Below are 26,026 nucleotides of genomic sequence, written 5' to 3' on the forward strand. Positions count from 1 at the left end.
CGAAGAACACGTAAAATAGCGCTAAAGCTCATTACATGCCGTTACTGCCGGAAGGGTCATCCACCGGATTTTGCGGCCAAGGTCCGTTGCATACAAAAAAGGCCACTCCGTGAGGAGTGGCCTTTCGCTTGATCTCTATCGCGTCCGATCAGTGCGGCTGGGGTTCCAGCCCGCCTTCCGGTTCGCCACCCTTCGGTGCGTCCTTGCGGCCGGTCGAGGGCACGGCGGAGCCACGGCTCGGTGTGCTGTCGTCACCGCTGTCGCGGGACGGCTTCTCGCCGCGGATGAGGGCCTTGATCTCTTCGCCCGAGAGCGTCTCGTATTCGAGCAGACCTTCGGCGATCGCTACGAATGCATCGTGGTGGTCGGTCAGGATGCGGCGGGCCTCGGTATAGGCTTCGTCGATCAGGCGACGCACTTCCATGTCGATCTTCTGAGCGGTCGATTCCGAGACGTTCTTCGACTGCGAGACCGAATGACCAAGGAAGACTTCCTGCTGGTTCTCACCATAGGCGACCTGGCCGAGGACATCCGAGAAGCCCCACTGGGTGACCATGGCGCGGGCCAGCTTGGTTGCCTGCTCGATGTCGGAGGAGGCGCCCGAAGTGATGTTCTCCTTGCCGAAGGTCAGTTCTTCAGCGACGCGGCCACCCATCATGATGACGAGGCGCGAGACCATCCACTTGTAGCTCATCGAGTAGCGGTCGCCCTCGGGGAGCTGCATGACCATGCCGAGAGCACGGCCGCGCGGGATGATGGTCGCCTTGTGAAGTGGGTCGGCTGCCGGTACCTGCAGAGCGGTAATGGCGTGGCCGGCTTCATGATAGGCAGTCAGCTTCTTTTCGGCTTCGGTCATGGCGGAGGAGCGACGTTCCGCGCCCATCATGATCTTGTCCTTGGCGTCTTCGAATTCCGACATGGTGACGACACGCTTGTTGCGGCGGGCGGCCATCAGGGCGGCTTCGTTGACGAGGTTCATCAGATCCGCACCGGAGAAGCCGGGCGTACCACGTGCAAGAACCTTGAGGTCGACATTCGGGGCCAGCGGCACGTTGCGTGCGTGCACCTTGAGGATGCGCTCGCGGCCGATGATGTCAGGGTTCGGCACGACAACCTGACGGTCGAAACGGCCCGGACGCAGAAGAGCAGGGTCGAGAACGTCGGGACGGTTGGTCGCGGCGATCAGGATGATGCCTTCGTTGGCTTCAAAGCCGTCCATCTCGACCAGCAGCTGGTTCAGCGTCTGCTCGCGTTCGTCGTTGCCGCCGCCGAGACCGGCGCCACGATGGCGACCGACGGCGTCGATTTCGTCGATGAAGATGATGCAGGGCGCATTCTTCTTGGCCTGTTCGAACATGTCGCGGACGCGGCTTGCGCCGACGCCTACGAACATTTCGACGAAGTCAGAACCGGAAATGGTGAAGAAGGGGACGTTGGCTTCGCCGGCAACCGAGCGGGCGAGCAGCGTCTTACCCGTGCCCGGAGGGCCTACGAGCAGCACGCCGCGCGGGATCTTGCCGCCGAGACGCTGGAACTTCTGCGGGTCACGCAGGAATTCTACGATTTCTTCCAGGTCCTGCTTGGCTTCGTCAACGCCAGCCACGTCATCAAAGGTGACGCGGCCATGCGCTTCGGTGAGCAGCTTCGCCTTGGACTTGCCGAAGCCCATGGCACCGCGGGAGCCACCCTGCATCTGACGCATGAAGAAGAGCCAGACGCCGAGAATCAGCAGCATGGGGAGAAGCGTGCCGATATAGCTCAGGAAACCGGAGGAGCCGTCCGTTTCGGGGCGGGCGACGATCATGACGTTCTTGGCTTCCAGCTTGGTCAACAGGTTGTCGTCGACCACGGGTGCGTAGGTCTGGAACGCCGTTCCAGACTCGACATACTTGCCCAGAACGCGGTTGCCAGTGACCGTCACTTCACGCACGCGCCCCGCATCCACCTCGCGGAGGAACTGCGAGTAGGGAACCTCGCTGGAGGCCGTCTGCGACGGCGAGGTCTGGAACATGCTGAAGAGCGCGATCAGCAACAGTGCGATAATCGCCCAGAGCGCGAAATTGCGAAAATTTGGGTTCATTGAACTCCCCGAACCTGTGGTGCGGGACGAAGCCCCGCAGAATTACTCTCTAACATAGGATCGCGCCGCATCCTTGCCAAGGCAAACGGGGCGTCGCAGATCGTTTTCCGTCAATAAGTCTTAAATCGGACATGCGGGGCTCGGATCCACGCCTATCAACGTGGCAATCATGTCGGCCAATGGCTGGTCAAAACAGGGCATGAAGTCGGCATAGAGCGAGAGCCGCGGGGTTATCGTCACGGCGGCGCCCCCAGTATCTCGAACCTCTTTGTTTTCAATGATTTGTGGTGCATTTTCCTGCAGTGCAGAGCGGATCGAGCCGGGTAAGGTGCGATCGATTGTGGGTGCCGGACCGCCCGTAACCGTGATCTCGCTGCCGCTCGAATTCACGATTGTGTAGCGGCCGTCCCAGATGCCGGTCGCACCGGGCGCAAGCGACAGCGGCAAAAGACCGCGCCTTTCGCGCACGAGATGGAGCCGGTCGCGCAGTCGAATGACCAGGGTACCCGACAGGGTCAGGCGAAAATCCGAGCCTTCGTCCAGTTTGAGGCTGAGCCGCGCGAGGCTGTCGGCACCAGGACGATGCAGCTTGCCGCCGAGCACGGCTACGAGTGCGCCGAGGGCATGATCGCGGATCCCTTTCTCCAAATGTCTGGAGGCATCCAGCGACACGCTCACCAGCATTGCGGGGCCAGCAGTCGCATGGCGCTTCAGCCAGTCTGCCGCTTTTGCCGAAAGCGATGTTCTTTGTCCGACGGCAGCGTCGATCGTTGCTGCATCGAGTGTCTGAGCCGCGCGCCGGGTCCGGACCCGCTCGTAGCGGGGGTCGTCATTGCTCGGGTCATCGATCCAGCTCCGGCCATCGGCCTCAAGACAGCTGCGGATCGCTGTGCGACGTGTGCGCAGAAACGGGCGGAGGATCCAGAGGTGGCCGGCACAAAGCGTAGCCGGCGCCATGCCGGAAAGACCGAGGACTGCGTCTGCAGAGCGATCCGCGCGCATGGCCACGGTCTCGATCTGATCGTCCAGCGTGTGGCCGGTGACGATCGCATCGGCCTTGAGGTTGCCTGCTGCATGCGCGAGTAACCGGTAACGCGCTGCGCGAGCGGCAGCGGGCAGGCCGCTCCCCGGTTTGTTGCCCGTCCAGCGTTCGATCCGATGCTCGATGCCGAGTTCTCGGCAGAGCTCCGCGACCTCGCCGGCCTCGTCGGCAGCTTCCGGCCTCAGGCCATGATCGATGGTTGCGGCGGAGAGTGTGTGGCGGTGGGGATAGGTCTGCCCGTCGATCGCGCGCTTCAGGAACAAGAGAAGTCCGAGCGAATCGCTGCCACCGGATACGGCAACGAGAAGGCGCATGGGACGGCTGAGCGAGACGAGAAATTTTTGGATCGCGGCTTCGGGCGTAAGTTCGGGCAGTAAAGAGCCTGCCGCGAGGGGGGCGCTCATCAGCAGCCGAGGCGTTTCTGCTCGCTCGCAACCTTGGAGACGACGGCGCGGGAAGCCTTGGGGTAACGCTTGGAGACTTCACGCAGCGTTGCGCAGGCCGTCTCGTTATTGTCGAGGGCGGCGAGCGACATGCCGAGCTTCAGCAGCATCTCGGGCGCCTTCGGCGAGGTGTTGTAGGTCTGATGGGCGTTGAGGAAGGTCTTGGCCGCTTCGTTGTAATTGCCCTGAGAATAGAGCGCTTCACCGAGCCAGAAATTGGCATCAGCGATTCTCGCGCTGCTCGGATAGGCCGCGATGAAATCGCGGAACTCGCTTTCGGCCAGCGAATAGTCGCCTGACAGCACATGGGCATAGGCAATCTGGTAGACGTCGCTCTCGGAATTGAGCGAGGCGGTCTGCTGCGGCGCGGACTGCGGCGTCGCCGAGGGTGCCGTGACGCCGGTATCGACGCCGGGCAGGGCGGTCGAGCTGTTGTTCAATGCATCCTGATTGAGCGTGGCCGTTACGGGCATTCCGTTTTCGTCGAGCGCAATGGAGCCCAGCGTCTGTTCGCCGGGTGCCGTGCCTGGCGACTGGCCGAGACCGGAAGCGTCGGCGGTTACGCCGACGTCCGGGGTTTCGGTGATGATTTCAGCAACCGAATCCTGCTGTCCGTCGCCGTTCGCAGGACGGGTCAGCGAGCCGCTCTTCTTTTCGAGATCCTGGAAGCGGAATTCGTTGTCTTCCTGCTGCTTGCGGATGGCTTCCTGCATTTGCAGAAGCTGGAAGGTCATTTCCTCGATCCGCCCGTTCAGGGCGCGGATTTCTTCCTCAAGCTGCTGGACACGCAAAGTCGGATCCGTCGCCTGAGCGAACTGGACTTCGGCCTTCGGCGTATGCCCGGGCGCAGCTTTCTGGCCGAGCTGGACATTCGGAAACAGCTGAAATGCGTTTGCAGTTCCGCTCAGTCCCGTCAGCGAGGCCGTCGCAAGCAGAGCGGCCATCACAAGTTTGTTCATGTTCCTTCTTCCTGTTTTCGCGACGAATTGCGCCGAACCAGCGCCGACAGGAGTTTTCCCAATTGCCTGCAAAAAGCAACCAAGTTCGGCCAAAGTATGGAGAAATGTAAAAGGCGGCCCAAGGGCCGCCTTCAAGCTCTGGTGATGCCGGTGTGAACCGGATCACATGCCGGCGCCACCCAGAACGGTGACGGCGCGGCGGTTCTGCGACCAGCAGGAAATGTCGTCGCAAACCGCGACCGGACGTTCCTTACCGTAGGAAATGGTCTTCAGGCGCTGAGCCGGAACGCCACGCTGTGCGAGGTAGTCGCGGGTTGCCGCTGCACGGCGGGCACCGAGTGCGAGGTTGTATTCGCGCGTGCCGCGCTCGTCGGCGTGACCTTCGATCGTGATTGCGTAGTTCGGATAACGCTGCAGCCACTGTGCCTGACGATCGAGCGTCTGGGCGGCATCGGCGCGGATGGCGGTCGAGTCGGTGTCGAAGAAGATGCGGTCGCCGACGTTGACGGTGAAGTCCTGGGCAGAGCCCGGGGTGGCGGCGCCAGCGCCACCGGCGCCGAGGCCAAGTTCGCCGGCGCTGTTCGGCAGGTTCTTCTTGTTGGCGCAGCCGGCAAGAGCGAGGGCCACGGCAAATGCGACCATGGCCGGATTGGTTGCCATCTTCTGCAGGCGGCTCTTGGCCGGGGAATGAATGCGGCTCATCGCCGGTCTCCTTGAATTCTCTGTTAGGGTTGCCGGAGCATAACCAATCGCGGTTAACCGGCTTCCAACAATTATGGTGAACGAAGCGTTAATTCTCGTCGGAAACAGTGCAATTGCAGGGCCTTTGAGGCGAGAAAGAGGCGCAAATGCGCCTCTTTCCAGTCACTATTCCATCAGCGGCGACCAGGCCGGGTCAGAGGCGAAGGATGGCGTCTTCACCAATTGCTCGTTGTAGCCGGTGAGGTCGATCGAGTAGAGTTGCGGGCCACCAGCGCCAGCGTTCTGGCGGAAGAACATCAGCACGCGGCCGTTCGGTGCCCAGGTCGGGCCTTCGTTGTGGAAGCCCGTGGTCAGGATGCGCTCGCCAGAACCGTCGGTCTTCATGACGCCGATCGAGAACTTGCCGCCGGACTGCTTGGTGAAGGCGATCAGATCGCCGCGGGGCGACCATACCGGTGTCGAGTAGGAACCGTCACCGAAGGAGATACGACGCTGCCCGGAGCCGTCGGCACCCATGACATAGAGCTGCTGGCGGCCGCCACGGTCGCTTTCGAAGACGATCTGGCTTCCGTCAGGCGAGTAGGACGGCGATGTGTCAATCGCGGCCGTATTCGTCAGGCGTGTCGTGGTGCGCGAGCGCAGGTCCATCGTGTAGATGTTGGCGTTGCCGTCCTGCTGCAGGCTCATGATGACCCGCTGGCCATCGGGAGAGAAGCGTGGCGCAAAGGTCATGCCGGGGAAATTGCCGACGACTTCACGGGCGCCGGTTTCCAGCTGCAGGAGATAGACGCGCGGCTGCTGGCCTTCGAACGACATGTAGGTGATTTCCTGGCGGCTCGGCGAGAAGCGCGGCGTCAGGACGATGTCGTTGCTGTTGGTCAGCATGCGGATGTTCTCGCCGTCCTGGTCCATGATGGCCAGCTGGCGCTTGCGGTCGGTCTTCGGGCCGCTCTCCGAGACGAAGACGACACGGGTGTCGAAATAGCCCTTTTCGCCGGTGATGCGCTCATAGATCGCGTCGGCGATCATGTGGGCGACGCGGCGCCAGTTCTTCGGATCGGTGAAGAACTGCTGGCCGGTCATCTGCTGGCCACCGAAGGTATCCCAGAGGCGGAATTCGGCGCGCAGGCGGCCATCGGGTTCACGCACGATGCGGCCGACCACCAGGGCCTCGGCCTTCAGGGCTGTCCAGTCGGGAAAGCGCGGTGCCTGGTCAGGGTTCTGGATCCGCTCGATGAAAGCGGCACGGTTGACCGGGGCGAAGAGGCCCGAGCGCTTCAAGTCGGCTTCCACGACCGCAGAGATCTGCGCGCCGATGCCGTCTGCCGAGATGAAGTCGGTGATGGCGATCGGCAGCGGCTGGACGTTGCCGCGGTTGATGTTGATTTCAACGGCTGCGTTTGCAGGCGCCACGAAGGCAGATGCCATGCCGGCACAGACCAGCAGAATTCGGAGGAGGAGAGTTTTCATGCTTATCAAGCCTTTCAGCTCTTACATCAGTTCGCTGGGGTCGAAATTGACGACAACTTCAGACCAAGCGTCGTATTTGTCCGGGGGCAGATTGGTGAAGGGGGCGGACTTGCGCACGGCGCGCACGGCGCCGCTCATGAGGACCTGTTGGGCCGAGGGCGAACCGCCAGTGGCAGTCGCCTCTGGTTCGCCGATCAGGGCGCCATTCTGGTCGAGGCGGAAGGTGACGCGGACACGCACGTCGGCGGCATCCGCCATACCCGGCGTGATCAGCCAGTTGTCCTGGATGACGCCACGCAGCGCGTCCAGTTCGCTCTGGCTCAGTTTCGAGCCGCCTGTATCGCTGCGGCCGCCGAGTGCTTCCTGATCGGTGGAGCGTTTCGCACCACCGCCGGCAGCATCCGTCTTGTTGAGAAGGGCTGCCACTTCGTCGGCGTTGAAGTCGCTTTCCATCTGCGGTTTGGATTTCGCCGTTTCCTGCGCTTTGGTGTCCTGCTTGGCATCAGGCTTGGGCGCCGGCTTCTTTTCCGCCGGCTTGGCGATCTCGGGCTTCGGACGCGCAGCCGGGATCGGCGCCTGCTCGGGCAGGGGGATCTCTTCGGCTACAGCTTCTTCCGCGGGTTGGGGCTCAGTGGGCTGGGGTTCCGGCTCTGGCGGCGGGGCCGTGTCTTCCTTAACCACTTCCTTCACCTCGTTCGCCTTTGGATCAGGCGTCGGCGCCGGTGTCTCGACCTTCTTCGGCGCGGCCGCGACTTCCTGTTCGACCGGACGCTTGGAGGGAGTGGGTGGTGATTTCAGATCGACGTCGTTGTCGCCGATATTCTCGGCCGGCTCGGCAATCGCCGGCTTCTGGGTCGGCACGGGTGCGGATTTCTCCGCCAGCGGCGCGTCTGTCGAACCCTTCTGGATCTGGGTGAACTCCTCGATCGGAACGATATCGACCGGGAGCGTTTCCATGGGGGCAAATTCGAGTTTTGCGGGCGAGCCGAGGCTCACCAGCGCCGCCGAGAGCGCCAGAGTGTGCAGAAGCGAGGATGTGAAGAGGCTGCCCTTCATGTCCGTCCGATCAGTTCTGCTGTTCCTGCAGGGTCACAAGACCAATATTGGTGAAACCTGCGGCCGAAATCCGCGCCATGACCTGCATGACGATGCCGTAGGTGGCGGCGGTATCGGCGCGCACGAAGATGCGTTCACTGTAGCCGGTGGTGGCTATCGCCTGCAGTTTCGGGACGACTTCCTCAATCGGGATCGCCGTTTCCTGCAGATAGATCTCGCCGGCGGGATTGACCGAGACGGTGATCGGCTGATTTTCGCTGCTCATCGCCTGGGCCTGGGTCTGCGGCAGGTCGATCGGCACGCCAACGGTCATCATCGGGGCTGCGACCATGAAGATGATCAGCAGAACGAGGACGACGTCGACGAAGGGCGTGACGTTGATTTCGCTCACGAGCGCGCGCTTGCCGCCCCGCCGTCCGCGGCGTCCGCCACCCTTGCTCCCTGATCCAACCGACATACCCATGATGCGTCTCCTGCCTTCCGGGCCTTACTGTGCTGCCTGGCGCGGCTGCAGCTTCTCGTCGATCTGGCGCGACAGGATGGCCGAGAATTCGTCTGCAAAGCCTTCCATGCGGGATGCGAGCTTGCCGGCCTCACCGGAGAACTTGTTGTAGGCGATGACGGCCGGGATAGCGGCGATCAGGCCGATGGCGGTTGCGAGCAGTGCTTCGGCGATACCGGGGGCGACGACTGCAAGGCTTGCATTGTTCGAGCCGGCAATTGCCTGGAAGGAGGTCATGATACCGATTACGGTACCGAAAAGGCCGATGAAGGGGCCGGCCGAACCGATGGTGGCCAGAGACGACAGGCGCAATTCGAGCGCTTCGGATTCGCGTGCCATGGTCACATCCATGGCGCGGTCGATGCGCATCTGCAGGCCGATCGGTGAACGGGCGCCGCGCTCGAAGCTCTTCTTCCATTCGCGCATTGCCGCGACGAAGATGGCGGCAAGGCCGGTGTTGCTGCGCTCGGCAAGCGTGCGATACAGCTCTTCCAGCGACTGGCCGGACCAGAAGACCTGTTCGAACTGGTCGAACTGGCGTCGCGCGCGGGCATAGCTCACATACTTGTCGATGACGATTGCCCAGGTCCAGACGGAGGCGGCCACCAAGCCGATCATGACCAGCTTGACGATCAGGCCTGCCTGCATGAAGAGGCCCCAAAGGCTCACATCATGCGCTGCTGCAGCCATTCCAACTTGTTCCATCGCCTTCAATTCCCCGAAATCCAAACGCCCGGTGGGTTGGACCGGGCGGTGACATGAGCTCTACTGGTGGAAAATGTTTGCGGTCGCAGCCGCCGAAACCCTTTTCCCGCCTTAGCTCCCAGAGTGCTTCTGGTATGAAAATTTGGTCAAAGGAAGGCGTGCGATGCACAAACTTCCAGCCTCCGAGTAAGACCCGATTAAGGTTAAAAAGGGGTTACCGCAGAGCTCGCTCAGGGCTTTGTGAAGTCAGGTGAGGAACTGCCTGGCGAGATCGTCCGGCAGGCGTCTGGGGCGGCCGTTGCGATTGACGACAGCGATCACGACCTTTGCCGCGATCAGCAACTGATCCGTGCGGCGGACCTCCTGTTGCAGGATCATCTTGGCGCCCCCGGCCTTCTCCGTTCGCGTTACGACAGTGATGATGTCATCCATGCGGGCAGGGGCCTTGAAGTCGATTTCCATCCGATGAACCATGAAGGCGAGGCCCTCGTCGGATGTCTCGAAAAGGGTCGATTGCTCGACGCCGAGGCAGCGCAGATAGTCGGTCCGGGCGCGCTCCATGAAATGGAGGTAACGGGCATGATAGACGGCACCGGAGAAGTCAGTGTCTTCATAGTAGACGCGCTGGGTCAGGTGATGGCCGTCTGCTGTCAGTCTGCCGGAGAGCGATATTTCCATCGAAGACATTGCCGTCCCTGGTCCTGCATGGGCGTGCACTGCTTGGTGCCTGCCCCGGTGATTTTATCTTAAGGCGCATAGCAGAAAGTGGCGGCGCTTCGCAAACCAGGATCGCGTCTGCCTGGGCTGTCCGCTTGGGCCAGATAGAAAGGCCGGCCCTTGAGCGCCGGCCTTCCGTTTCAGTCTTGATCAGGCAAGCCCCATGACGGGTTCCGACCGATCGCGCAGGCTGGATGGGTGTTCGGATCGCTGGTCGTCACCGAGCGCCAGAAGCATGAGCTGCGTCGCCAGCAAGGCCAGCGTGAGCAGCAGTGCATAGGCAAGCAGGATCGTCGTCATCGGGACGACGAAATTGAGCTGCGGCATCGCCCCGAGAAGCAGGGGCACGTACCAGGAGGTGGCCGACAGGGCGCCTGAGGCAAAGAACAGGCTGCGCTGTCCGGTCGACATTCCGTCGAGCAGCGAGCGCCCGATCTGCGCTTTTACCTTGGGGAGTACGGCCATGTGCAGGAAGACCCCGTTGATCGTCAGGATGAGGACGATCGTCATTTTGGCCCAGACCTTTTCATTCTCGAGCCGGATCGGATCGAAGGCGCTGTAATAGGCGAGAAAGCCAAGGCCTGTAATCCACAGGAGGATCAAGCCGGCATTGACGATGCGGGAACCGAAATGGAAGACGTTCCACTGGTCGCTCGTCACCTTGCCCTTTAGGAAAAACTTCAGGATCATCAGGTCGAGAACGGTTGCCGCTCCCAGGCCCAAGGCAAGGCCTATGAAGTGGACAATGCGCAACCCCGTCTTGATGGATGCGACGGGATCGAGGCGTAAAGTATCGATAAGGTACATGAGGCCCATAACGGGAATCCTTCAGGTTCTGCGAGGCCCCCACTTCCTCCTTCTGTCCAGTTTTACAGACGTGCGGAACCATTTCCGCAAACGCCGGGCGTATGCTGACTGTGAATTCAGGAATTACGCATTGCGTCGACTTAAGGGGCCGCACTTAACCTTAGGTCCGCCGCCTCATTACTGGCGTATATGGACGGAAAAGGGGCTGGCATGTGGCGTCATTATGATATGCAGATTGTCTGATGCACGCGCCCCGCAGATCCGTTGCGACCGCGTTGTCAGACTTCGCCCGGGTTCATGACCTGCGCTTCTGTTATCCCGAGACGCTGAAGAACATCCGAACGACTTGCCGCGTCATCGGCGACGATGAACTCATCGATCTGTGGTGGCTTGATGCTTGTGCCAGCCAGCATGGCATGCGCCTGGCCGCGATGATGGGTCTGGTGCTGGAAGAGGTGGGAGAGCACGTCGTCGCAGCGCTCCACCTGGATGCGCCCTCCGCGGTGAATACTCACAGGGCGGTCGAGGTTTTCATGATTCAGGGCCAAACAAAAGGCGAGCAGCCGCCGGTCGGATGCCAATTGCGCTGCGCGGAGTTCGGTCCGGTCCGGAAACGGGATCTGATCGGCCCATGCCTTCGGGCCAAGATCACCGCCTTCAAGCGCGTCGACATAGAACCAGTCGATGATCAGGATATGATTGAGTGTCGCGACGAGCGAGGGAAAGAAGCTCGTGCGGGGTGCCTCGAATTCTCCGGCCTCCAGCTGCGAAACTGCCTCATGCAGGCGATCATTGGCGAGCATGTTGGCATAGGCGAGCTTGCGGACGAAGCGAAGGGCGCTCATGACCGGTCGAGATCCCCGTCGTGCCAGACGATGTGTTTTGGAGATGTCGGCAGGTTCTCGATCTCGTCGGCGATAAAGTAGGGCGGTATGTCGAGTGCGATCAGCGCATCCCGCGTGGCCGGCACCCACTTGAACTCAAGGCTATTCTTGCCGTCCTCGTTTCGATGGATGATGTCGGTCGCATGAAAGGGGAAGACCTCGGGGACCTCCATCCGATAGTAGAGCCCGAGTTCGTGCCAGGCCTTCTGTTCGTAGTCGAAGAAGTTTTCGACGATCCAGAGCAGCTCGCGGACCTCTGCGGTCACACCCAGCTCCTCCTGCATTTCACGCACCAGCGTCTCAGACGAGGTCTCACCGATCTCTGCCCGACCGCCCGGAAAGGTCCAGAAGGTCTCATGCGTTGCGCGGTGGACCAGCACATGGCCGTCGCGGAAGGCAAGGCCCGCTATGCGATGATTGAAGCGCCGCTTGCCGTCCTTGATGGTGACCAGGGTGCGTTTCGACACGGGTTCAGTCATCCTCAAGCGTCAGCCGGAATTGCGCGGCCTCGAGATCCTTGGGCGGGGTCATGCCGAGGTGCTTCCAGGCGGTGGCCGTCAACACGCGACCACGTGGTGTGCGCTGGATGAAGCCCTGCTGGATCATGTAGGGCTCGATAATGTCCTCGATCGCGTCGCGCGGTTCAGACAGGCCAGCGGCGATGGTCTCGATGCCGACGGGGCCGCCGCCGAAATTGACGGCGATCATCGAGAGGTAGCGCATGTCGAGCTGGTCGAGGCCCATATTGTCGACATTGAGCCGCGTCAGGGCTTCGTCGGCGATCTGGCGAGTGACGGCCTCGGCGCGGGCGACTTCGGCGAAGTCGCGGACGCGGCGGAGCAGGCGACCGGCGATGCGTGGCGTGCCGCGCGCGCGGCGGGCGACTTCACGGGCGCCGTCCTCGGTCATCGGCAGGTTAAGGAGCCGGGCGCCGCGACGGACAATCGATTCCAGTTCCTCGACGGTGTAGAAATTCAGCCTGACAGGGATGCCGAAACGGTCGCGCAGCGGGGTCGTCAAAAGGCCGAGGCGCGTGGTTGCGGCCACCAGCGTGAACTTCGACAGGTCAATCTTCACCGACCGGGCTGCCGGGCCTTCGCCGATGATCAGGTCGAGCTGGAAATCCTCCATGGCCGGATAGAGGATTTCCTCGACGGCGGGGCTCAAGCGATGGATTTCGTCGATGAAGAGCACGTCGCGCTCTTCGAGATTGGTCAGAAGGGCCGCGAGGTCGCCGGCCTTGGCTATGACGGGCCCGGAGGTCGAGCGGAAGTTGACGCCGAGCTCCTTGGCCATGATCTGGGCGAGCGTCGTCTTGCCAAGACCGGGAGGGCCAACGAAGAGCACATGGTCCAGTGCCTCGCCCCGGTTCTTCGCCGCCTCGATGAAGATCTTCAGATTGGCGCGCGCCTCGGCCTGACCGGTAAAGTCGTCGAGCGTCTGCGGGCGCAGCGCCGCGTCCAGGTCTTCGCCACGCTTTTCCGGCGTCAGGATCGGGTTGTTTGTGTTCATGCGAGAAGTTCCATGCCGGGCACGCGGGAGGCGGCGCGTTTGTCGAAGGTCTTTATGGAGGCGCAGCCTTCTTGAAGAGATCGGGCCGCAATCAAGGCATCGGCAAAGTCGGCGTTTTTCTGTTCGACGTGTCGCAGCGCCTTGACGACCAGATCGTGACTTTCAACCGTCAGTCCCCGAACCTGCAGGAGCTTGGCGATGGCCGCTGATGCGTACCGTCTCGAATAGCCGAGTTGCGAGCGCAGTGCCCAGTCCAGTTCCAATACGCAGATCAGTGGGAGAAAGGCGAGATAGTCCTTCCCGAGCCCTTCGGCAAAACGCAAGGCAAGTCGTCGTTGGTCAGGATCGTCATTTGTCAAAAGCCGGATAACGATGTTGGTATCGAGGCCGACCAGGGTCATGCCGCGATGTCCGAGGGATCGTCGCCTCCGGTGAGCAGCGCGTTTGCGCCCGCCGTCCGGATGACCGCTTCGTCAATCTCTTCCAATGTCGCGCGCCCGTTGGGCGGGGTCCCCAGAAAACCCGCCAGATCCTTCATGTCGATGTTCTTCGGCGTGATGACGATTTCTCCGCCGACAACGCTATAGACCATCTGATCTCCTGGGTTCAGCTTCAAAAGCTCACGCATCTCCTTGGGAATAGTGATCTGGCCCTTGGCCGACATGGTAGCTTCCCAGACCTTCATCGAGCACTCCGACATTTTTCGATTTTTCCGACTATACTCGAAATTTCCGCAGGCATCAATTTTGTCGGAGTGATCACCGCGACAGCTCCTTCAGCCCCAGCCGGATCAACTTGGCGCTGTCAGCCCCTTCGCCGCCGTTCTTCAAGGCTGCTGCGATCGCGTTTGCAGCCTGATCGCGGGAATAGCCGAGATTGGTGAGCGCCGAGACAGCATCGGCGACGGGGGCGGAGGCTACGCCTTCGCCAAGTTCCTGCTTGAGGCCGATATTGGCGGCGGCCTCGCCGGCAAAGGCGGGTGCCTTGTTCTTCAGTTCTGTGACGAGGCGCAGCGCGACTTTCGGGCCGACGCCGGGTGCGCGGGAGATTGCAGCCTTGTCCTGTAGCGCGATCGCATTCGCCAGTTCCGACGGGGTGAGCGTCGAGAGGACGGCGAGCGCCACCTTGGCGCCGACACCTTGCACGCTTTGCAAGAGGTTGAACCACTCGCGCTCTAGCGCGCTCATGAAGCCGAAGAGTTTCAGCTGGTCTTCGCGCACATAGGTCTCGATGAACAGGACGACGGCTTCACCGGCAGAGCCGATGCGCGACAGGGTGCGGGCCGAGCAATGCGCGACGTAGCAGACGCCGTGGACATCGACGAGGACGTAATCGTCGCCGATTTCGTCGATGGTGCCTTTGAGTTTGCCGATCATGGATGCGTCCGTCGCGTTACAGGGGATGGGTTTCGGGGGAGATGAGGGGCACGTCGGGAAAGTAGGTGCGATAGCCCTTGGGGTCTCTTGTCAGGATCTTGTGATTGCGGATCGCGGCGTGGGCGCCGATGAGGAAGTCGGGGAGAACCCGATCACGTCCTACGCCGGCGCGGCGATAGATGCGAAAGGCCACGCCGGCTGCGAAAGCGGCTGCCCAGGGCAGGTTTTCCCGGTGGAAATCTGACGGCGGAAGCAATTCCTCGACTTCATCGCGATCGGAATATCGTACCGAAAACTCCGAATAGATGATCGGGTTGATGACAAGCGGCTCGTCTTTTGCCAGCCGCATCAACTGGCCACGCGACCAGGCGAGCCATATTGGATCGCGCACCGCGACGTCCACCAGCACGTTGGTGTCGACCATAACAGCCATCGTTCAGCGATCCCTGGTCATCTGCATCAGCGTGTCTGCATTGATTTCCGGATCGCCGGTCCCTTCCAGTCGCGCCAATGCTTCCATCAGGCCTGCCAACCGCGTCTTTTCTTGCTGGGCCTCGGCTCCATTTTTCGGCGTCAGCATCAAGCGGCCGTCCTCGACGGTAAACACGACTTCGGAATTCGGCTCGATGCCGATGAGTTCACGCAGATCGCGGGGAATGGTTACCTGACCTTTTGATGTCACACGCATGGCTCGCCTCCGATCAGGTAAGAATAAATCTTACAGTCGGAACAAGTCAAGAACAAATCAGGTGGAGGCCAGCACCTTTCGCATGCGATCACCGCCGCGATTATGGGCATGACAGATGGCGATGGCGAGGGCATCGGCCGCGTCATTGCCCTTGAATTCGGCCTTCGGCATCAGGATCTTCAGCATCATGTGGATCTGTGCCTTTTCGCCATGGCCGACGCCGATGACGGCTTTTTTCACGGCATTCGGGGCATATTCGGCAACCGGCAAACCGGCGCGGGCAGGGACCAGCATGGCGATCCCACGTGCTTGACCGAGCTTCAGGGTGGCCACCGCGTCCTTGTTGACGAAGGTCTGTTCGACGGCCGCTTCGTCGGGTTTGTAGGCATGGACCACTTCGGCCAATCCGTCATGCAACTGGCAAAGGCGCGATGCGAGGTCCATGTCTCCGTCGGAGGTGACCGTACCCGAAGCGACGAACCGCAGCGAGTTGCCGAGTGTCTCGATCACGCCCCAGCCGCAGCGGCGCAGGCCCGGATCGATGCCGATGATGCGAATCGTTGAAGTCATGGCCAAATCCTAGTGCAGGTCAGGGGAGGAGTGCCACTGAAATGTGAACAAAACAAAAACAAACGAAGTGATTATAATTTATCATCGTCACCTCTTGGGCGCCTGTTCGGCTCTCCCTACATGATAGGTCTAACAGACCAAAGGCTGCCAACATGATACCGTTTTCCATTCTCGACCTCTCCCCCATTGCCGAGGGGCATAGTGTGCGCGAAGCGCTGGATGCGTCGCGGCGGCTTGCCCAGGTGGCCGAGAAAAACGGATATCGTCGCTTCTGGCTGGCTGAACACCATGGCATGCCCGGTATCGCCAGCGCTGCAACCGCGCTCGTCATTTCGCATGTCGCTGCCGGCACGAAGACGATCCGCGTCGGTTCGGGCGGCATCATGCTGCCCAATCACTCGCCGCTGGTGATTGCGGAACAGTTCGGAACGCTGGAGGCGCTTTATCCCGGGCGCATCGAGCTCGGTCTCGGTCGAGCTCCGGGCACTGACATGCGCACGGCACGCGCACTTCGCCGCAACATGGAGGCGGGGGCTGAGAGCTTCCCCCATGACATCATCGAATTGCAGCGGCTGCTCGGGACTCCGGATGAAGAAGCCGGTTTGATCGCCGTGCCCGGCATGAACAGTCATGTGCCGATTTGGCTCCTCGGTTCCAGTCTCTACAGCGCGCATCTCGCCGCGGCGCTGGGGCTGCCTTATGCCTTCGCCTCGCATTTTGCGCCCGATCAGCTCCTCGAAGCCGTCGAGATCTATCGCGAACGCTTCCAGCCCTCGGCGGGCCTGCAGAAGCCGTATGTCATGGTCGGCGTCATGGCCGCCGTCGCCGAGACGGATGCGCAAGCGTCGCATCTCTTCACATCTGCACAACAGCAGTTCGTCAATCTGCGACGCAACATCCGGCGACCTTTTCCGCGGCCTGTCGATACCATGGAGGGCTTCTGGACCGATATCGAGCGCATCGGGGTCGAGCACACCTTGCGTTATGCGATCGTCGGGTCTCGGGAGACGGCATCGGACAAACTGGAGCGCTTCCTCGCGGCGGTCCGTCCCGACGAGGTGATCGTCTCGACGCCGGTGCATGACCTTGACGCCCGTCTACGGTCTGTCGAACTGTTTGCAGGTCTCAGACAGGGCGTCGAACAGACGGCCTGACCCCCTGGATTACAGGGTTTAGCCTGAGATCTTTACCCCCGATTAAGCGCCAAGGGTGATTGTTCCCGCATAAGGGGAGCCTGCCGACTCGAATTGGCAGGCCATGAACTATGGGCGCAGGTCTTCTGGCCGGGCTGCTCAGGGGAACAACAATCATGACAGCTCGCATCCACTCGCTTTCGTTCAAAGTCATTGCGGTCTTTCTCGTTCTGACTTTCATCACCGTCGCGCTCCTCAACGTCTTTGCCTATCGCAGCTCCAGTGCGCTGTTCGGCGAGCAGACCGAGAAGGCGATGACCAGCATGTTGACCTTCCGCGGCGACATGCTGACGGAGAAGCTCCAGGCCCTGGAAAACCAGGCGGCCTCCATCGCCAAGATCGAGACGCTGCAGCAGTCGATGACCGGACTGAAGAGCGGTTGGAACACGATCAGCAAAAGCACGGGCGACGCGAAAGCCGAACTGCAGCGGGTCTTCGTCACGGAAAATCCCAATCCGCCCGGCGAGCGCGAGAAGCTGCTGAAGCCTGAGGGTCCGAGTGGCTTCTATTATTCGACGCACGAGACCACGCAGGCCCAGATTGGAGCCTATCTCGAAGGCACGAGCTTCAGCGACATGCTAATCGCCGACCAGAACGGCAACGTCATCTACTCCTTCAGGAAGGGGGCTGCTTTCGGGGAAAATATCGCGGAGGGAAGTTATGCCGCGACGAACCTCGGGCGCGTGTTCCAGCAGTCGGCGCAGGCGGCGGCAGCAGCGGTCGACGATGTCGTCGGCGTCAACTTCTCCGGCCTGTCGGTGGGTGCAGATCCGGCTGCCCCGGACATTTATTTCGCCGTACCCTTCGTCAAGCTCGGTGGTTACAAGGGCAGCCTGATGTTCCAGGTGAAGGCCGATGTCTTCGAGAACCTTCTGTCCAAGGGCATTGTCGCCGGAAGCAGCCAGAAGGCCGCCATCCTTTCAGGCGAGGGGACCGGGATCGCGCTTGATGCCTCCGGCAAACTCACCGACATCAAGGCTGATTTCACCATGTCGGGTGATGGCGTTTCCGTGCAGTCCGGCGAACGTCCCGAAGGTGCCGCCATGGTCTATGGCCGGCGCATCGGCTTCGGTGACCAGAGCTTCGTGGTGACGGAAAGCCTGACAACGGCGGAGCTCGAAGCCGGCTCGATCCGCATTGCGACGATCCTGTTCGTGACCGGCCTGATCGCGCTCGGCGTGCTTGCCGCCGCGACCTGGGTCTTTACGCGCCGATTGTTCGCGCCGCTTGAGCGCCTTGTCGCTTTTACTGGTGCTGTGGCCGATGGGGAAATCGAGCATCCCGTTGCGAACCAGGAGCGGCGCGACGAGATCGGCAGCATGGCGCGGGCGCTCGAACGCTTCCGACTGGCGCTGATCGAGCAGCAGCGGCAATCTGCCGAGCGCCGGGAAGAACGGGCGCGCGCCGAAGAGGAACGCCGCCAGCGTATGGAAGAGCGCGACAGCGAAGCTCGAACCCTGCAGGACGTGGTCGAAACCCTCGATCAGGGGCTGGACAGGCTGGCCGCGGGCGATCTCGCCTTCCGCATCGAATCCCGTTTTCCGGCCGATCTCGAGGCGCTGCGATCCAACTTCAACAAGGCGATCGAGACACTGAGCGCCACGCTTGGCGGTATCGGCGGTAATTCGGTCGCCGTCCGTGAAGGCTCCGAGGAGATGCGGGCGGGTGCCGACCAGCTCGCCGAACGGACCGAGCGGCAGGCGGCTGCGATCTCGGAGGCTGCCACGGCAATCCAGGAGATCACCGGTGCGGTCAAGGTACAGATCGCGCGGGCCGAGGAAGCCGAGCGGATCGCCCGGGCCGCGCGCGACGATACCGCGATGTCCGGTCACATCATGCGCGATACAATCGCTGCCATGGAGGCGATCCAGGGATCATCGATGGAGATCAATAAGATCGTTTCGGTGATCGACGAGATCGCTTTCCAGACCAATCTGCTTGCGCTCAATGCCGGCGTCGAGGCGGCGCGTGCGGGCGAGAGCGGCAAGGGCTTCGCCGTTGTCGCGCAGGAGGTTCGCGAGCTCGCCCAGCGGTCGTCGAATGCGGCGAAGGAGATCGCCGGTCTGCTCTCCAAGTCACGCGGCGAGGTCGATCACGGCGTGAAGCTGGTCGAAAAGGCCGGCAATGCGCTTGATGGTATCGGCTCGCATGTGCTGTCGATCAACAGCCATATCGCCGAGATCATGGAGTCCACCCGTGAAGAGGCGCAAACGCTGGTCGACATCAACACCTCGGTGAACCAGCTCGATGCGATGACACAGCAGAATGCCGCCATGGTCGAGGAGACGACTGCCGCCATCCATCGTCTCGCGAGCGAGGCCGCGGAAATGGACCAGCGGCTCGGGCTGTTTACCCTGGGGGCCGAGCGCTCCGGCTCGGTGCGCCACGCCGCCTGAGCATTCCGCGGACACACCGGCGAGATACTGAAATGCGGCCCTGCGGGGCCGCATTTTGTTTTCGCCCTGACGTCTCGCGGCAAGTATCAAGGTAAGCAAATAGATAATGTCTAAAGTTAAGATCTGTAGTTAATCCGAACTTAACCTTTCCACTCCATTATCTGTCCCAATTCAGGATGTTGGGTCTGCGACAGCCTGACGCGACAACGCTGGGATTTGGAGTATCCTGTTATGACGAAAACCATTCTTGCCGTGGCAACGGCCGCACTGCTTGCCAGCTCGGCCGCCTACGCCGCCGATGTCTATCAGCCTGAACCGCAGCCCGTTTATGTCGATGCTCCCGAGGTTGCCGTTGCGGAAGCCTCAGGCTGGTATCTGCGCGGCGATCTTGGCTACAGCTTCAACAAGCTGCGCGGCGCCAACTATTTTCAGGGCAGCAACAATAACCAGGTCGATTTCGCCACGTCCTCTATCAAGGACAGCTTCTGGGTCGGCGGCGGTGTCGGTTACCAGATCAACAGCTATCTGCGCACGGACTTGACGTTTGATTACCTGACCAAGGCCGACTTCAACGGTTCGACCCGCGGCTCCTGCGGCGTTTCGACCGCATGCACCTCGCGCGACATCACGTCGATGCGCGCCTACACGCTGATGGCCAACGCCTATGTCGACCTCGGCACTTATGCGTATTTCACGCCCTATATTGGCGGTGGTATCGGCGGTTCCTACGTAAAGTGGGACAAGCTTCGCAACACTTCGTGTGCGGACAACAACTCGTCCAACTGTGACGCAACCGTCGAGCATCACGGCGCAGGCAGCTGGCGCTTCGCCTATCAGCTGATGGCCGGCGCCTCGATCGATGTAACCTGCAACGTCAAGGCCGATGTCGGTTATCGCTTCCGTCACACAGCCGGCGGCGACATGTTCGGCTACGCTCTGAACGGCGGCCCCGGCTACGACAAGGGCTTCAACAGCCACAGCGTCCATGCTGGCGCGCGTTATGTCTTCGGTGGTTGCGAAACGCCTGTGGCCTACCAGCCGCCGGCAGAGCTGCCTGTCTACAAGTAAGATCCATTCCGCGATCATGCACAGGGCTGCCTTAGGGCAGCCCTTTTGCGTTTCAGCCCGTCGCTGTGGCGGCGCAGACGGAACAAAAATTTCTCCTCATGCGACAAAGACCCGCTTGACTGACATGGGCGACAGGAGTAGTTCCGACGGCGGGACACCTCTCCCCAACGAGAGGCTAATTACCTGGAAGGGTATCTATATGGCTGATATCGTCGCCCCCGCCGCGCGTCCGGCAAACTCTCATTTTTCGTCTGGCCCCTGCTCGAAGCGTCCCGGTTGGTCGCTCGATGCGCTTTCCGATGCCCCGCTCGGTCGCTCGCACCGCGCCAAGGTCGGCAAGGAAAAGCTGAAGCTGGCCATCGACCTTACCCGCGAAATTCTCAACGTTCCCGCTGACTACCGCATCGGCATCGTTCCGGCCTCCGACACGGGCGCCGTTGAAATGGCCATGTGGTCGCTGCTCGGCGAGCGCGGCGTGGATATGCTTTCCTGGGAAAGCTTCGGCGCCGGCTGGGTCACCGATGTGGTGAAGCAGCTGAAGCTTGCCGATGTCCGCAAGTTCAATGCCGATTACGGCCTGCTTCCGAACCTTGCCGAAGTCGATTTCGACCGCGATGTCGTCTTTACCTGGAACGGCACGACATCGGGTGTGCGCGTTGCGAATGCCGACTTCATCCCTGCGGATCGCAAGGGCCTGACGATCTGCGACGCCACCTCGGCGGCTTTCGCGCAGGACCTCGACTTCTCCAAGCTCGATGTCACCACCTTCTCCTGGCAGAAGGTTCTGGGCGGTGAAGGCGGTCACGGCGTGATCATTCTCTCTCCGCGTGCTGTCGAGCGCCTGACGACCTATGTTCCGGCCTGGCCGCTGCCGAAGATCTTCCGCATGACCTCGGGCGGGAAGCTGATCGAGGGCATCTTCGTCGGCGAAACCATCAACACGCCGTCTATGCTCTGCGTTGAGGACTATGTCGATGCGCTGAAGTGGGCAAAGTCGATCGGCGGCCTCGAAGCCCTGATCGCTCGCGCCGACGCCAATGCCAAGGTCATCTTCGACTTCATCGAGGAAAACGACTGGATTGCCAATCTGGCCGTTGATGACGCGACGCGCTCCAACACCTCGGTCTGCGTCAAGATCGTTGACCCTGCGATTACGGCACTCGATGCCGATGCCCAGGCTGCCTTTGCCAAGGGTATTGCCAGCATCCTCGAAAAGCAGGGTGTTGCCTATGACATCGGTGCTTACCGCGATGCGCCGGCCGGCCTTCGCATCTGGGCGGGTGCCACGATCGAGACCGCTGACATGGCAGCACTGATGCCGTGGCTCACCTTTGCCTACGAGACGCAGAAGGCATCTCTGGCCAAGGCTGCCGCCTGATCCTGGACGATTTCGGCTCCGCCTGACCGGCGGAGCCCCGCAATTCTCATCATTTTCTTCAAACGAACTCTCTGAAGGAGGCCTCGTCATGGCACCTCGCGTTCTCGTATCCGACGAATTGTCTGAAACCGCCGTCCAGATCTTCCGTGATCGCGGCGTCGAAGTGGACTTCCAGCCGAAGCTCGGCAAGGACAAGGAAAAACTCGCCGAAATCATCGGCAATTATGATGGCCTCGCCATCCGCTCCGCCACCAAGGCGACGGAAAAGCTGATCGCTGCTGCGACCAACCTCAAGGTCATCGGCCGCGCCGGCATCGGCGTCGACAATGTCGATATCCCGGCTGCCTCCAAGCGCGGCATCATCGTGATGAACACGCCCTTCGGCAATTCGATCACGACCGCCGAACACGCCATCGCCCTGATGTTTGCCGTTGCCCGTCAGCTACCGCAGGCCGATGCCTCGACCCAGGCCGGCAAGTGGGAAAAGTCGAAGTTCATGGGTGTCGAAATCACCGGCAAGACGCTTGGCGTCATCGGCGCTGGCAATATCGGCGGCATCGTCTGCAAGAAGGCCATCGGCCTGGGCATGCATGTGCTGGCCTATGACCCCTTCCTATCGACCGAGCGCGCCCAGGAAATGGGTGTGACCAAGGTCGAGCTCGACGAACTGCTGGAAAAGGCCGACTTCATCACCCTGCATGTGCCGATGACCGACAAGACGCGCGGCATCCTGTCCAGGGACGCGCTCGCCAAGACCAAGAAGGGTGTCCGCATCATCAACTGCGCCCGTGGCGGTTTGGTCGATGAGGCAGCCCTTGCCGACGCCATCAAGTCCGGCCATGTCGCCGGTGCTGGCTTCGACGTCTTCGAAGTCGAACCTGCAACCGAAAGCCCGCTGTTCGGCCTGCCGAACGTCGTCTGCACGCCGCATCTCGGCGCCTCGACCACGGAAGCCCAGGAAAACGTCGCTCTGCAGGTTGCCGAGCAGATGTCGGACTATCTGATGAAGGGTGCCGTCTCGAACGCCATCAACATGCCGTCGATCACGGCTGAGGAAGCGCCGATCCTGAAGCCGTTCATCCGTCTCGCCGACGTGCTCGGCTCGTTTGCCGGCCAGATGACCGAAAACCCGATCAAGGAAATCGAGATCCTCTATGACGGCGTGACCTCCGGCATGAACACCAAGGCGCTGACGTCCGCGCTGCTCGCCGGTCTCATCCGTCCGCAGGTGGCGGACGTCAACATGGTTTCGGCTCCGATCATGATCAAGGAAAAGGGCATCATCGTTTCGGAAGTGAAGCGCGACAAGACCGGCGTCTATGACGGTTACATCAAGCTGACTGTCACGACCGAGAAGCAGACCCGTTCTGTCGCTGGCACGGTCTTCTCCGACGGCAAGCCGCGCTTCATCCAGATCAAGGGCATCAACATGGATGCCGATGTCGGTCCGAACATGATCTACATCTCGAACACCGACGTTCCCGGCATGATCGGCTTCATGGGCACCACGCTCGGCAATGCCAAGGTCAATATCGCGAACTTCCAGCTCGGCCGCGACAAGGAAGGTGGCGACGCGATCGCACTTCTTTACGTCGATGGTCCGGTGGAGCAGGCCGTTCTCGACCAGCTCACCGCCAATCCGGCGGTCAAGCAGGCCAAGCCGCTGGTGTTCAACGTCGACTGATCGACGTTCTCGATATCATCGACAAAGACGGCGCGGGATCAAACCCGCGCCGTCTTTGTTTTTCAGCTGCTTTCGGCCAAACGCAAAGTTACATATGGAAAAGCATATGCGTTGAACTGACGCATGGCGGGTTGTCGCATTGTTTCTGCGATGCGAGGGTATAGTTGATGTTTATCACCTCCGGGAGGAGAGAAGGAAGGGACATCCCATGTTCGAGCACTTCGACGCACAACTCCTGGCACGCATACAGTTTGCCTTTACCGTATCGTTCCACATCATATTTCCCGCCTTTTCCATAGGGCTTGCGAGCTATCTCGCGGTGCTCGAAGGCCTCTATCTCTGGAAGAAGGACAAGGTCTATCTGGAGCTCTTCGACTTCTGGAAGACCATCTTTGCGGTCGCTTTCGGCATGGGCGTCGTGTCGGGCATCGTCATGTCCTACCAGTTCGGCACCAACTGGTCGGTGTTCTCCGACAAGGCCGGGCCGGTCATCGGTCCCTTGATGGGCTATGAGGTCCTGACCGCCTTCTTCCTCGAGGCCGGCTTCCTCGGCGTCATGCTGTTCGGCCGCAACCGGGTCGGGCCGGGGCTGCATTTCTTCGCGACCCTGATGGTCGCCTTCGGAACCCTGATCTCGGCCACCTGGATCCTCTCGGTCAATTCCTGGATGCAGACGCCTGACGGTTTTGCCATGAACGATGTCGGCCAGTTTGTGCCGGTTGACTGGTGGAAGATCGTTTTCAATCCGTCCTTCCCCTATCGCCTTGTTCATATGGTCATCGCCGCCTATCTGACCACCGCCTTCGTCGTCGGCGCCGTCGGAGCCTGGCACCTTGTCAAGCGCACGGCACCGCGCCGCGCAGGCAAGATGTTCTCCATGGCCATGTGGATGGCGGCGATCGTTGCGCCGATCCAGATCTTTGCCGGCGACATGCACGGCCTCAACACGCTGGAGTATCAGCCGGTCAAGGTGATGGCCATGGAGGGCCATTTCGAAAGCCATCCGGAGGGCGCGCCGCTGATCCTGTTCGGGATCCCGAACCAGGACGAGCAGCGGATCGACTATGCAGTGCAGATCCCCAAACTCTCCAGCCTGATCCTCAAGCACGATCTGAACGCGCCACTGGACGGTCTTGATACGGTGCCGCGCGAGCTGCAGCCGCCGGTCGCCATCGTCTTCTGGTCTTTCCGGGTGATGATCGCCATCGGGTTCGCGATGCTGGGGGTCGGCCTCTTCTCACTCTGGTGTCGCTGGAAGGGCACGCTTTATTCCAATGGATGGCTGCACCGCGCGGCCCTCGTCATGGGACCCTCGGGTTTCGTCGCCGTGCTTGCCGGTTGGATCACCACCGAGGTCGGGCGTCAGCCCTATACGGTCTATGGCCATCTGCTGACGGCTGATTCGATCTCGCCGATCGCGGCGCCCGCGGTCGCGGCCTCGCTGATCGCCTTCATCGTGGTCTATTTCATCGTCTTCGGTGCCGGTACCTTCTACATCCTGCGCCTGATGGGCCGCCTGCCGCGCGATCCGATGCCGGATCTCGACGATGGCCCGATCCGCACCTCCGGCATCACGCCGGCCGCCCAGCCTGGACACCATGGAGGCAGACATGCCCATTGATCTTCCCTTCATCTGGGCCGGCATCATCGCCTTTGCCGTGCTTGCCTATGTCATACTCGACGGTTTCGATCTCGGCGTGGGTATCCTCTTTCCCTTCTTCCCGGAGAAGCATGAGAAGGATCTGATGATGAACTCGGTGGCGCCCGTCTGGGACGGCAACGAGACCTGGCTCGTGCTCGGGGGCGGCGGGCTGCTCGCGGTCTTCCCGCTCGCCTATGCGACGATCCTGCCTGCGCTTTATGCGCCACTGATTATCATGCTGCTTGGCCTGATCTTCCGTGGCGTTGCCTTCGAATATCGCTGGCGCACGAAGCGGGCGGAGCATCTCTGGAACTGGGCCTTTGCCGGCGGCTCCTTTGTCGCGGCCTTCTTCCAGGGCGTGGCGCTCGGGGCACTCGTGCAGGGCATTCCGGTTGCAAACCGCGCCTATTCCGGCGGCTGGTGGGACTGGCTGACGCCGTTTTCGCTTGCGACCGGTGCCGCTCTCGTCATCGGTTATGCGCTTCTCGGCGCGACCTGGCTCGTGATGAAGACGGAAGGGGAGATCTCGGATCGGGCGCGGTCCTTCGCGCTGCCTCTGTCGTTTGCCACAGTCGGGGCGATGGGCGTCTTCAGCCTCTGGACCCCCTGGCTCGAACCACTCTATTTCGAGCGCTGGTTCAAGTTCCCGACCCTGATCTTCTCGATCATCGTTCCGGTTCTGGTGCTCGGCTGCCTCTACGTGATCGTCAACGGGTTGCGCAAAGGCCATGACGCGCGGCCCTTCCTGGCGGCACTTGGCCTCTTCGTACTCGGCTATGCCGGGATCGGGATCAGCTTCTATCCCTATATCGTGCCGACATCGCTCACCATCTGGGAGGCGGCAGCACCCGACGAGAGCCTTGCCTTCCTGCTCTACGGTGCCGTCATCCTCGTGCCGATGATCCTCGGATACACGGCCTATGCCTATTGGGTCTTCCGTGGAAAGCTCAATCCCGACGAGGGCTATCACTGATGGACAAACGCCTCTTCGCCAGCCGTTTGCTATGGTTCGTCGGCCTTTGGGCCGGCGGCGTGATGGCGATCACGATTGTCGGACTGATCATCAAGTTCTGGCTTGGGGCCTGACTTCGATCACCTGAAATTCAATGGATATTCGCTCGCTCTCTCTTCAAAAGAGAGCGAGCTCTCTCC

Annotated in this window: 26 protein-coding genes; 7 read left to right on the forward strand and 19 right to left on the reverse strand. The window is 61.2% G+C overall.

Going from position 1 to position 26,026, the window contains the following annotated elements:
- Nucleotides 1-148: 148 nt before the first annotated feature.
- The 19 genes from ftsH to ruvC form a co-directional block, all read right to left on the reverse strand.
- Nucleotides 149-2,080 carry an ATP-dependent zinc metalloprotease FtsH gene (gene ftsH, locus SJY08_RS02980; protein WP_054148280.1) on the reverse strand — a complete coding sequence of 644 codons (1,932 nt, stop codon included), beginning with the start codon at nucleotides 2,078-2,080 and terminating at the stop codon, nucleotides 149-151.
- 120 nt (nucleotides 2,081-2,200) lie between these two features.
- Entirely contained in the window at nucleotides 2,201-3,526 is a 1,326-nt protein-coding gene (gene tilS / locus SJY08_RS02985) for a tRNA lysidine(34) synthetase TilS (RefSeq protein WP_377274655.1), read from the reverse strand.
- Nucleotides 3,526-4,524 (reverse strand): tol-pal system protein YbgF, encoded by a 999-nt coding sequence (ybgF, locus tag SJY08_RS02990; protein WP_054148282.1) that lies wholly within the window; start codon nucleotides 4,522-4,524, stop codon nucleotides 3,526-3,528. The genes tilS and ybgF overlap by 1 nt, the downstream gene beginning before the upstream one ends.
- A 162-nt stretch (nucleotides 4,525-4,686) precedes the next feature.
- Nucleotides 4,687-5,226 (reverse strand): peptidoglycan-associated lipoprotein Pal, encoded by a 540-nt coding sequence (pal, locus tag SJY08_RS02995; RefSeq protein WP_054148283.1) that lies wholly within the window; start codon nucleotides 5,224-5,226, stop codon nucleotides 4,687-4,689.
- Nucleotides 5,227-5,391: 165 nt separating this feature from the next.
- Nucleotides 5,392-6,696: a Tol-Pal system beta propeller repeat protein TolB gene (tolB, locus tag SJY08_RS03000; RefSeq protein WP_054148284.1), complete on the reverse strand. Its 1,305-nt coding sequence runs from the start codon at nucleotides 6,694-6,696 to the stop codon at nucleotides 5,392-5,394.
- A gap of 21 nt (nucleotides 6,697-6,717) precedes the next feature.
- Nucleotides 6,718-7,752, reverse strand: coding sequence for a hypothetical protein (locus tag SJY08_RS03005; RefSeq protein WP_300889140.1), 1,035 nt, complete (start codon nucleotides 7,750-7,752; stop codon nucleotides 6,718-6,720).
- A 10-nt stretch (nucleotides 7,753-7,762) separates the two neighbouring features.
- Nucleotides 7,763-8,215, reverse strand: coding sequence for a protein TolR (gene tolR, locus SJY08_RS03010; protein ID WP_054148286.1), 453 nt, complete (start codon nucleotides 8,213-8,215; stop codon nucleotides 7,763-7,765).
- A gap of 24 nt (nucleotides 8,216-8,239) precedes the next feature.
- Complete coding sequence (gene tolQ / locus SJY08_RS03015; RefSeq protein WP_377274656.1) at nucleotides 8,240-8,959, reverse strand: protein TolQ; 720 nt, start codon at nucleotides 8,957-8,959, stop codon at nucleotides 8,240-8,242.
- A 246-nt stretch (nucleotides 8,960-9,205) separates the two neighbouring features.
- Nucleotides 9,206-9,646: a tol-pal system-associated acyl-CoA thioesterase gene (ybgC, locus tag SJY08_RS03020; protein ID WP_377274657.1), complete on the reverse strand. Its 441-nt coding sequence runs from the start codon at nucleotides 9,644-9,646 to the stop codon at nucleotides 9,206-9,208.
- Between the two features lie 180 nt (nucleotides 9,647-9,826).
- Nucleotides 9,827-10,492 (reverse strand): hypothetical protein, encoded by a 666-nt coding sequence (locus tag SJY08_RS03025; protein ID WP_054148289.1) that lies wholly within the window; start codon nucleotides 10,490-10,492, stop codon nucleotides 9,827-9,829.
- Between the two features lie 269 nt (nucleotides 10,493-10,761).
- Entirely contained in the window at nucleotides 10,762-11,328 is a 567-nt protein-coding gene (locus SJY08_RS03030) for a DinB family protein (protein WP_377274658.1), read from the reverse strand.
- Nucleotides 11,325-11,834, reverse strand: a complete 510-nt coding sequence (locus SJY08_RS03035) for an NUDIX hydrolase (protein ID WP_377274659.1) — start codon at nucleotides 11,832-11,834, stop codon at nucleotides 11,325-11,327. The genes SJY08_RS03030 and SJY08_RS03035 overlap by 4 nt, the downstream gene beginning before the upstream one ends.
- Nucleotides 11,835-11,838: 4 nt before the next feature.
- Nucleotides 11,839-12,879: a Holliday junction branch migration DNA helicase RuvB gene (gene ruvB, locus SJY08_RS03040; protein WP_054148290.1), complete on the reverse strand. Its 1,041-nt coding sequence runs from the start codon at nucleotides 12,877-12,879 to the stop codon at nucleotides 11,839-11,841.
- Complete coding sequence (locus SJY08_RS03045; RefSeq protein WP_377274660.1) at nucleotides 12,876-13,280, reverse strand: PIN domain-containing protein; 405 nt, start codon at nucleotides 13,278-13,280, stop codon at nucleotides 12,876-12,878. Before SJY08_RS03045 ends, ruvB begins: the two co-directional genes overlap by 4 nt.
- Nucleotides 13,277-13,543, reverse strand: coding sequence for an AbrB/MazE/SpoVT family DNA-binding domain-containing protein (locus SJY08_RS03050; protein ID WP_377274661.1), 267 nt, complete (start codon nucleotides 13,541-13,543; stop codon nucleotides 13,277-13,279). Before SJY08_RS03050 ends, SJY08_RS03045 begins: the two co-directional genes overlap by 4 nt.
- A 94-nt stretch (nucleotides 13,544-13,637) precedes the next feature.
- Nucleotides 13,638-14,255, reverse strand: coding sequence for a Holliday junction branch migration protein RuvA (ruvA, locus tag SJY08_RS03055; RefSeq protein ID WP_069043484.1), 618 nt, complete (start codon nucleotides 14,253-14,255; stop codon nucleotides 13,638-13,640).
- Between the two features lie 16 nt (nucleotides 14,256-14,271).
- The gene (locus SJY08_RS03060; protein ID WP_054148294.1) at nucleotides 14,272-14,688 is read right to left on the reverse strand and encodes a type II toxin-antitoxin system VapC family toxin; all 417 of its coding nucleotides are present in this window, start codon (nucleotides 14,686-14,688) and stop codon (nucleotides 14,272-14,274) included.
- A gap of 3 nt (nucleotides 14,689-14,691) precedes the next feature.
- Nucleotides 14,692-14,943 (reverse strand): AbrB/MazE/SpoVT family DNA-binding domain-containing protein, encoded by a 252-nt coding sequence (locus tag SJY08_RS03065; protein WP_054148295.1) that lies wholly within the window; start codon nucleotides 14,941-14,943, stop codon nucleotides 14,692-14,694.
- A gap of 57 nt (nucleotides 14,944-15,000) precedes the next feature.
- Nucleotides 15,001-15,513 (reverse strand): crossover junction endodeoxyribonuclease RuvC, encoded by a 513-nt coding sequence (gene ruvC / locus SJY08_RS03070; RefSeq protein ID WP_377274662.1) that lies wholly within the window; start codon nucleotides 15,511-15,513, stop codon nucleotides 15,001-15,003.
- Between the two features lie 152 nt (nucleotides 15,514-15,665).
- Here ruvC and SJY08_RS03075 point away from each other — a divergent pair, with 152 nt between their 5' ends.
- The 7 genes from SJY08_RS03075 (at nucleotide 15,666) to cydB (ending at nucleotide 25,847) form a co-directional block, all read left to right on the forward strand.
- Complete coding sequence (locus SJY08_RS03075) at nucleotides 15,666-16,667, forward strand: LLM class flavin-dependent oxidoreductase (RefSeq protein WP_377274663.1); 1,002 nt, start codon at nucleotides 15,666-15,668, stop codon at nucleotides 16,665-16,667.
- Nucleotides 16,668-16,822: 155 nt separating this feature from the next.
- Entirely contained in the window at nucleotides 16,823-19,102 is a 2,280-nt protein-coding gene (locus SJY08_RS03080) for a methyl-accepting chemotaxis protein (RefSeq protein WP_377274664.1), read from the forward strand.
- A gap of 231 nt (nucleotides 19,103-19,333) precedes the next feature.
- Nucleotides 19,334-20,170, forward strand: a complete 837-nt coding sequence (locus tag SJY08_RS03085) for an outer membrane protein (protein WP_054148299.1) — start codon at nucleotides 19,334-19,336, stop codon at nucleotides 20,168-20,170.
- A gap of 199 nt (nucleotides 20,171-20,369) precedes the next feature.
- Nucleotides 20,370-21,548 carry a phosphoserine transaminase gene (locus tag SJY08_RS03090; protein ID WP_377274665.1) on the forward strand — a complete coding sequence of 393 codons (1,179 nt, stop codon included), beginning with the start codon at nucleotides 20,370-20,372 and terminating at the stop codon, nucleotides 21,546-21,548.
- An 88-nt stretch (nucleotides 21,549-21,636) separates the two neighbouring features.
- Nucleotides 21,637-23,232 carry a phosphoglycerate dehydrogenase gene (gene serA, locus SJY08_RS03095; RefSeq protein WP_377274666.1) on the forward strand — a complete coding sequence of 532 codons (1,596 nt, stop codon included), beginning with the start codon at nucleotides 21,637-21,639 and terminating at the stop codon, nucleotides 23,230-23,232.
- 208 nt (nucleotides 23,233-23,440) lie between these two features.
- Nucleotides 23,441-24,853 carry a cytochrome ubiquinol oxidase subunit I gene (locus SJY08_RS03100; RefSeq protein WP_153762687.1) on the forward strand — a complete coding sequence of 471 codons (1,413 nt, stop codon included), beginning with the start codon at nucleotides 23,441-23,443 and terminating at the stop codon, nucleotides 24,851-24,853.
- Nucleotides 24,843-25,847 (forward strand): cytochrome d ubiquinol oxidase subunit II, encoded by a 1,005-nt coding sequence (cydB, locus tag SJY08_RS03105; RefSeq protein WP_069043490.1) that lies wholly within the window; start codon nucleotides 24,843-24,845, stop codon nucleotides 25,845-25,847. Before SJY08_RS03100 ends, cydB begins: the two co-directional genes overlap by 11 nt.
- The last annotated feature ends 179 nt before the right edge of the window (nucleotides 25,848-26,026 follow it).

The organism is Rhizobium sp. R86522, assembly GCF_042466255.1.
Taxonomy (GTDB): Bacteria; Pseudomonadota; Alphaproteobacteria; order Rhizobiales; family Rhizobiaceae; genus Allorhizobium.

Coding starts and splice junctions, on each gene's coding strand:
- ftsH (WP_054148280.1), bottom strand. CDS start 2,080: ATGAACCCAAATTTTCGCAATTTCGCGCTCTGGGCGATTATCGCACTG.
- tilS (WP_377274655.1), bottom strand. CDS start 3,526: ATGAGCGCCCCCCTCGCGGCAGGCTCTTTACTGCCCGAACTTACGCCC.
- ybgF (WP_054148282.1), bottom strand. CDS start 4,524: ATGAACAAACTTGTGATGGCCGCTCTGCTTGCGACGGCCTCGCTGACG.
- pal (WP_054148283.1), bottom strand. CDS start 5,226: ATGAGCCGCATTCATTCCCCGGCCAAGAGCCGCCTGCAGAAGATGGCA.
- tolB (WP_054148284.1), bottom strand. CDS start 6,696: ATGAAAACTCTCCTCCTCCGAATTCTGCTGGTCTGTGCCGGCATGGCA.
- SJY08_RS03005 (WP_300889140.1), bottom strand. CDS start 7,752: ATGAAGGGCAGCCTCTTCACATCCTCGCTTCTGCACACTCTGGCGCTC.
- tolR (WP_054148286.1), bottom strand. CDS start 8,215: ATGGGTATGTCGGTTGGATCAGGGAGCAAGGGTGGCGGACGCCGCGGA.
- tolQ (WP_377274656.1), bottom strand. CDS start 8,959: ATGGAACAAGTTGGAATGGCTGCAGCAGCGCATGATGTGAGCCTTTGG.
- ybgC (WP_377274657.1), bottom strand. CDS start 9,646: ATGTCTTCGATGGAAATATCGCTCTCCGGCAGACTGACAGCAGACGGC.
- SJY08_RS03025 (WP_054148289.1), bottom strand. CDS start 10,492: ATGGGCCTCATGTACCTTATCGATACTTTACGCCTCGATCCCGTCGCA.
- SJY08_RS03030 (WP_377274658.1), bottom strand. CDS start 11,328: ATGAGCGCCCTTCGCTTCGTCCGCAAGCTCGCCTATGCCAACATGCTC.
- ruvB (WP_054148290.1), bottom strand. CDS start 12,879: ATGAACACAAACAACCCGATCCTGACGCCGGAAAAGCGTGGCGAAGAC.
- SJY08_RS03045 (WP_377274660.1), bottom strand. CDS start 13,280: ATGACCCTGGTCGGCCTCGATACCAACATCGTTATCCGGCTTTTGACA.
- SJY08_RS03050 (WP_377274661.1), bottom strand. CDS start 13,543: ATGTCGGCCAAGGGCCAGATCACTATTCCCAAGGAGATGCGTGAGCTT.
- ruvA (WP_069043484.1), bottom strand. CDS start 14,255: ATGATCGGCAAACTCAAAGGCACCATCGACGAAATCGGCGACGATTAC.
- SJY08_RS03060 (WP_054148294.1), bottom strand. CDS start 14,688: ATGGCTGTTATGGTCGACACCAACGTGCTGGTGGACGTCGCGGTGCGC.
- SJY08_RS03065 (WP_054148295.1), bottom strand. CDS start 14,943: ATGCGTGTGACATCAAAAGGTCAGGTAACCATTCCCCGCGATCTGCGT.
- ruvC (WP_377274662.1), bottom strand. CDS start 15,513: ATGACTTCAACGATTCGCATCATCGGCATCGATCCGGGCCTGCGCCGC.
- SJY08_RS03075 (WP_377274663.1), top strand. CDS start 15,666: ATGATACCGTTTTCCATTCTCGACCTCTCCCCCATTGCCGAGGGGCAT.
- SJY08_RS03080 (WP_377274664.1), top strand. CDS start 16,823: ATGACAGCTCGCATCCACTCGCTTTCGTTCAAAGTCATTGCGGTCTTT.
- SJY08_RS03085 (WP_054148299.1), top strand. CDS start 19,334: ATGACGAAAACCATTCTTGCCGTGGCAACGGCCGCACTGCTTGCCAGC.
- SJY08_RS03090 (WP_377274665.1), top strand. CDS start 20,370: ATGGCTGATATCGTCGCCCCCGCCGCGCGTCCGGCAAACTCTCATTTT.
- serA (WP_377274666.1), top strand. CDS start 21,637: ATGGCACCTCGCGTTCTCGTATCCGACGAATTGTCTGAAACCGCCGTC.
- SJY08_RS03100 (WP_153762687.1), top strand. CDS start 23,441: ATGTTCGAGCACTTCGACGCACAACTCCTGGCACGCATACAGTTTGCC.
- cydB (WP_069043490.1), top strand. CDS start 24,843: ATGCCCATTGATCTTCCCTTCATCTGGGCCGGCATCATCGCCTTTGCC.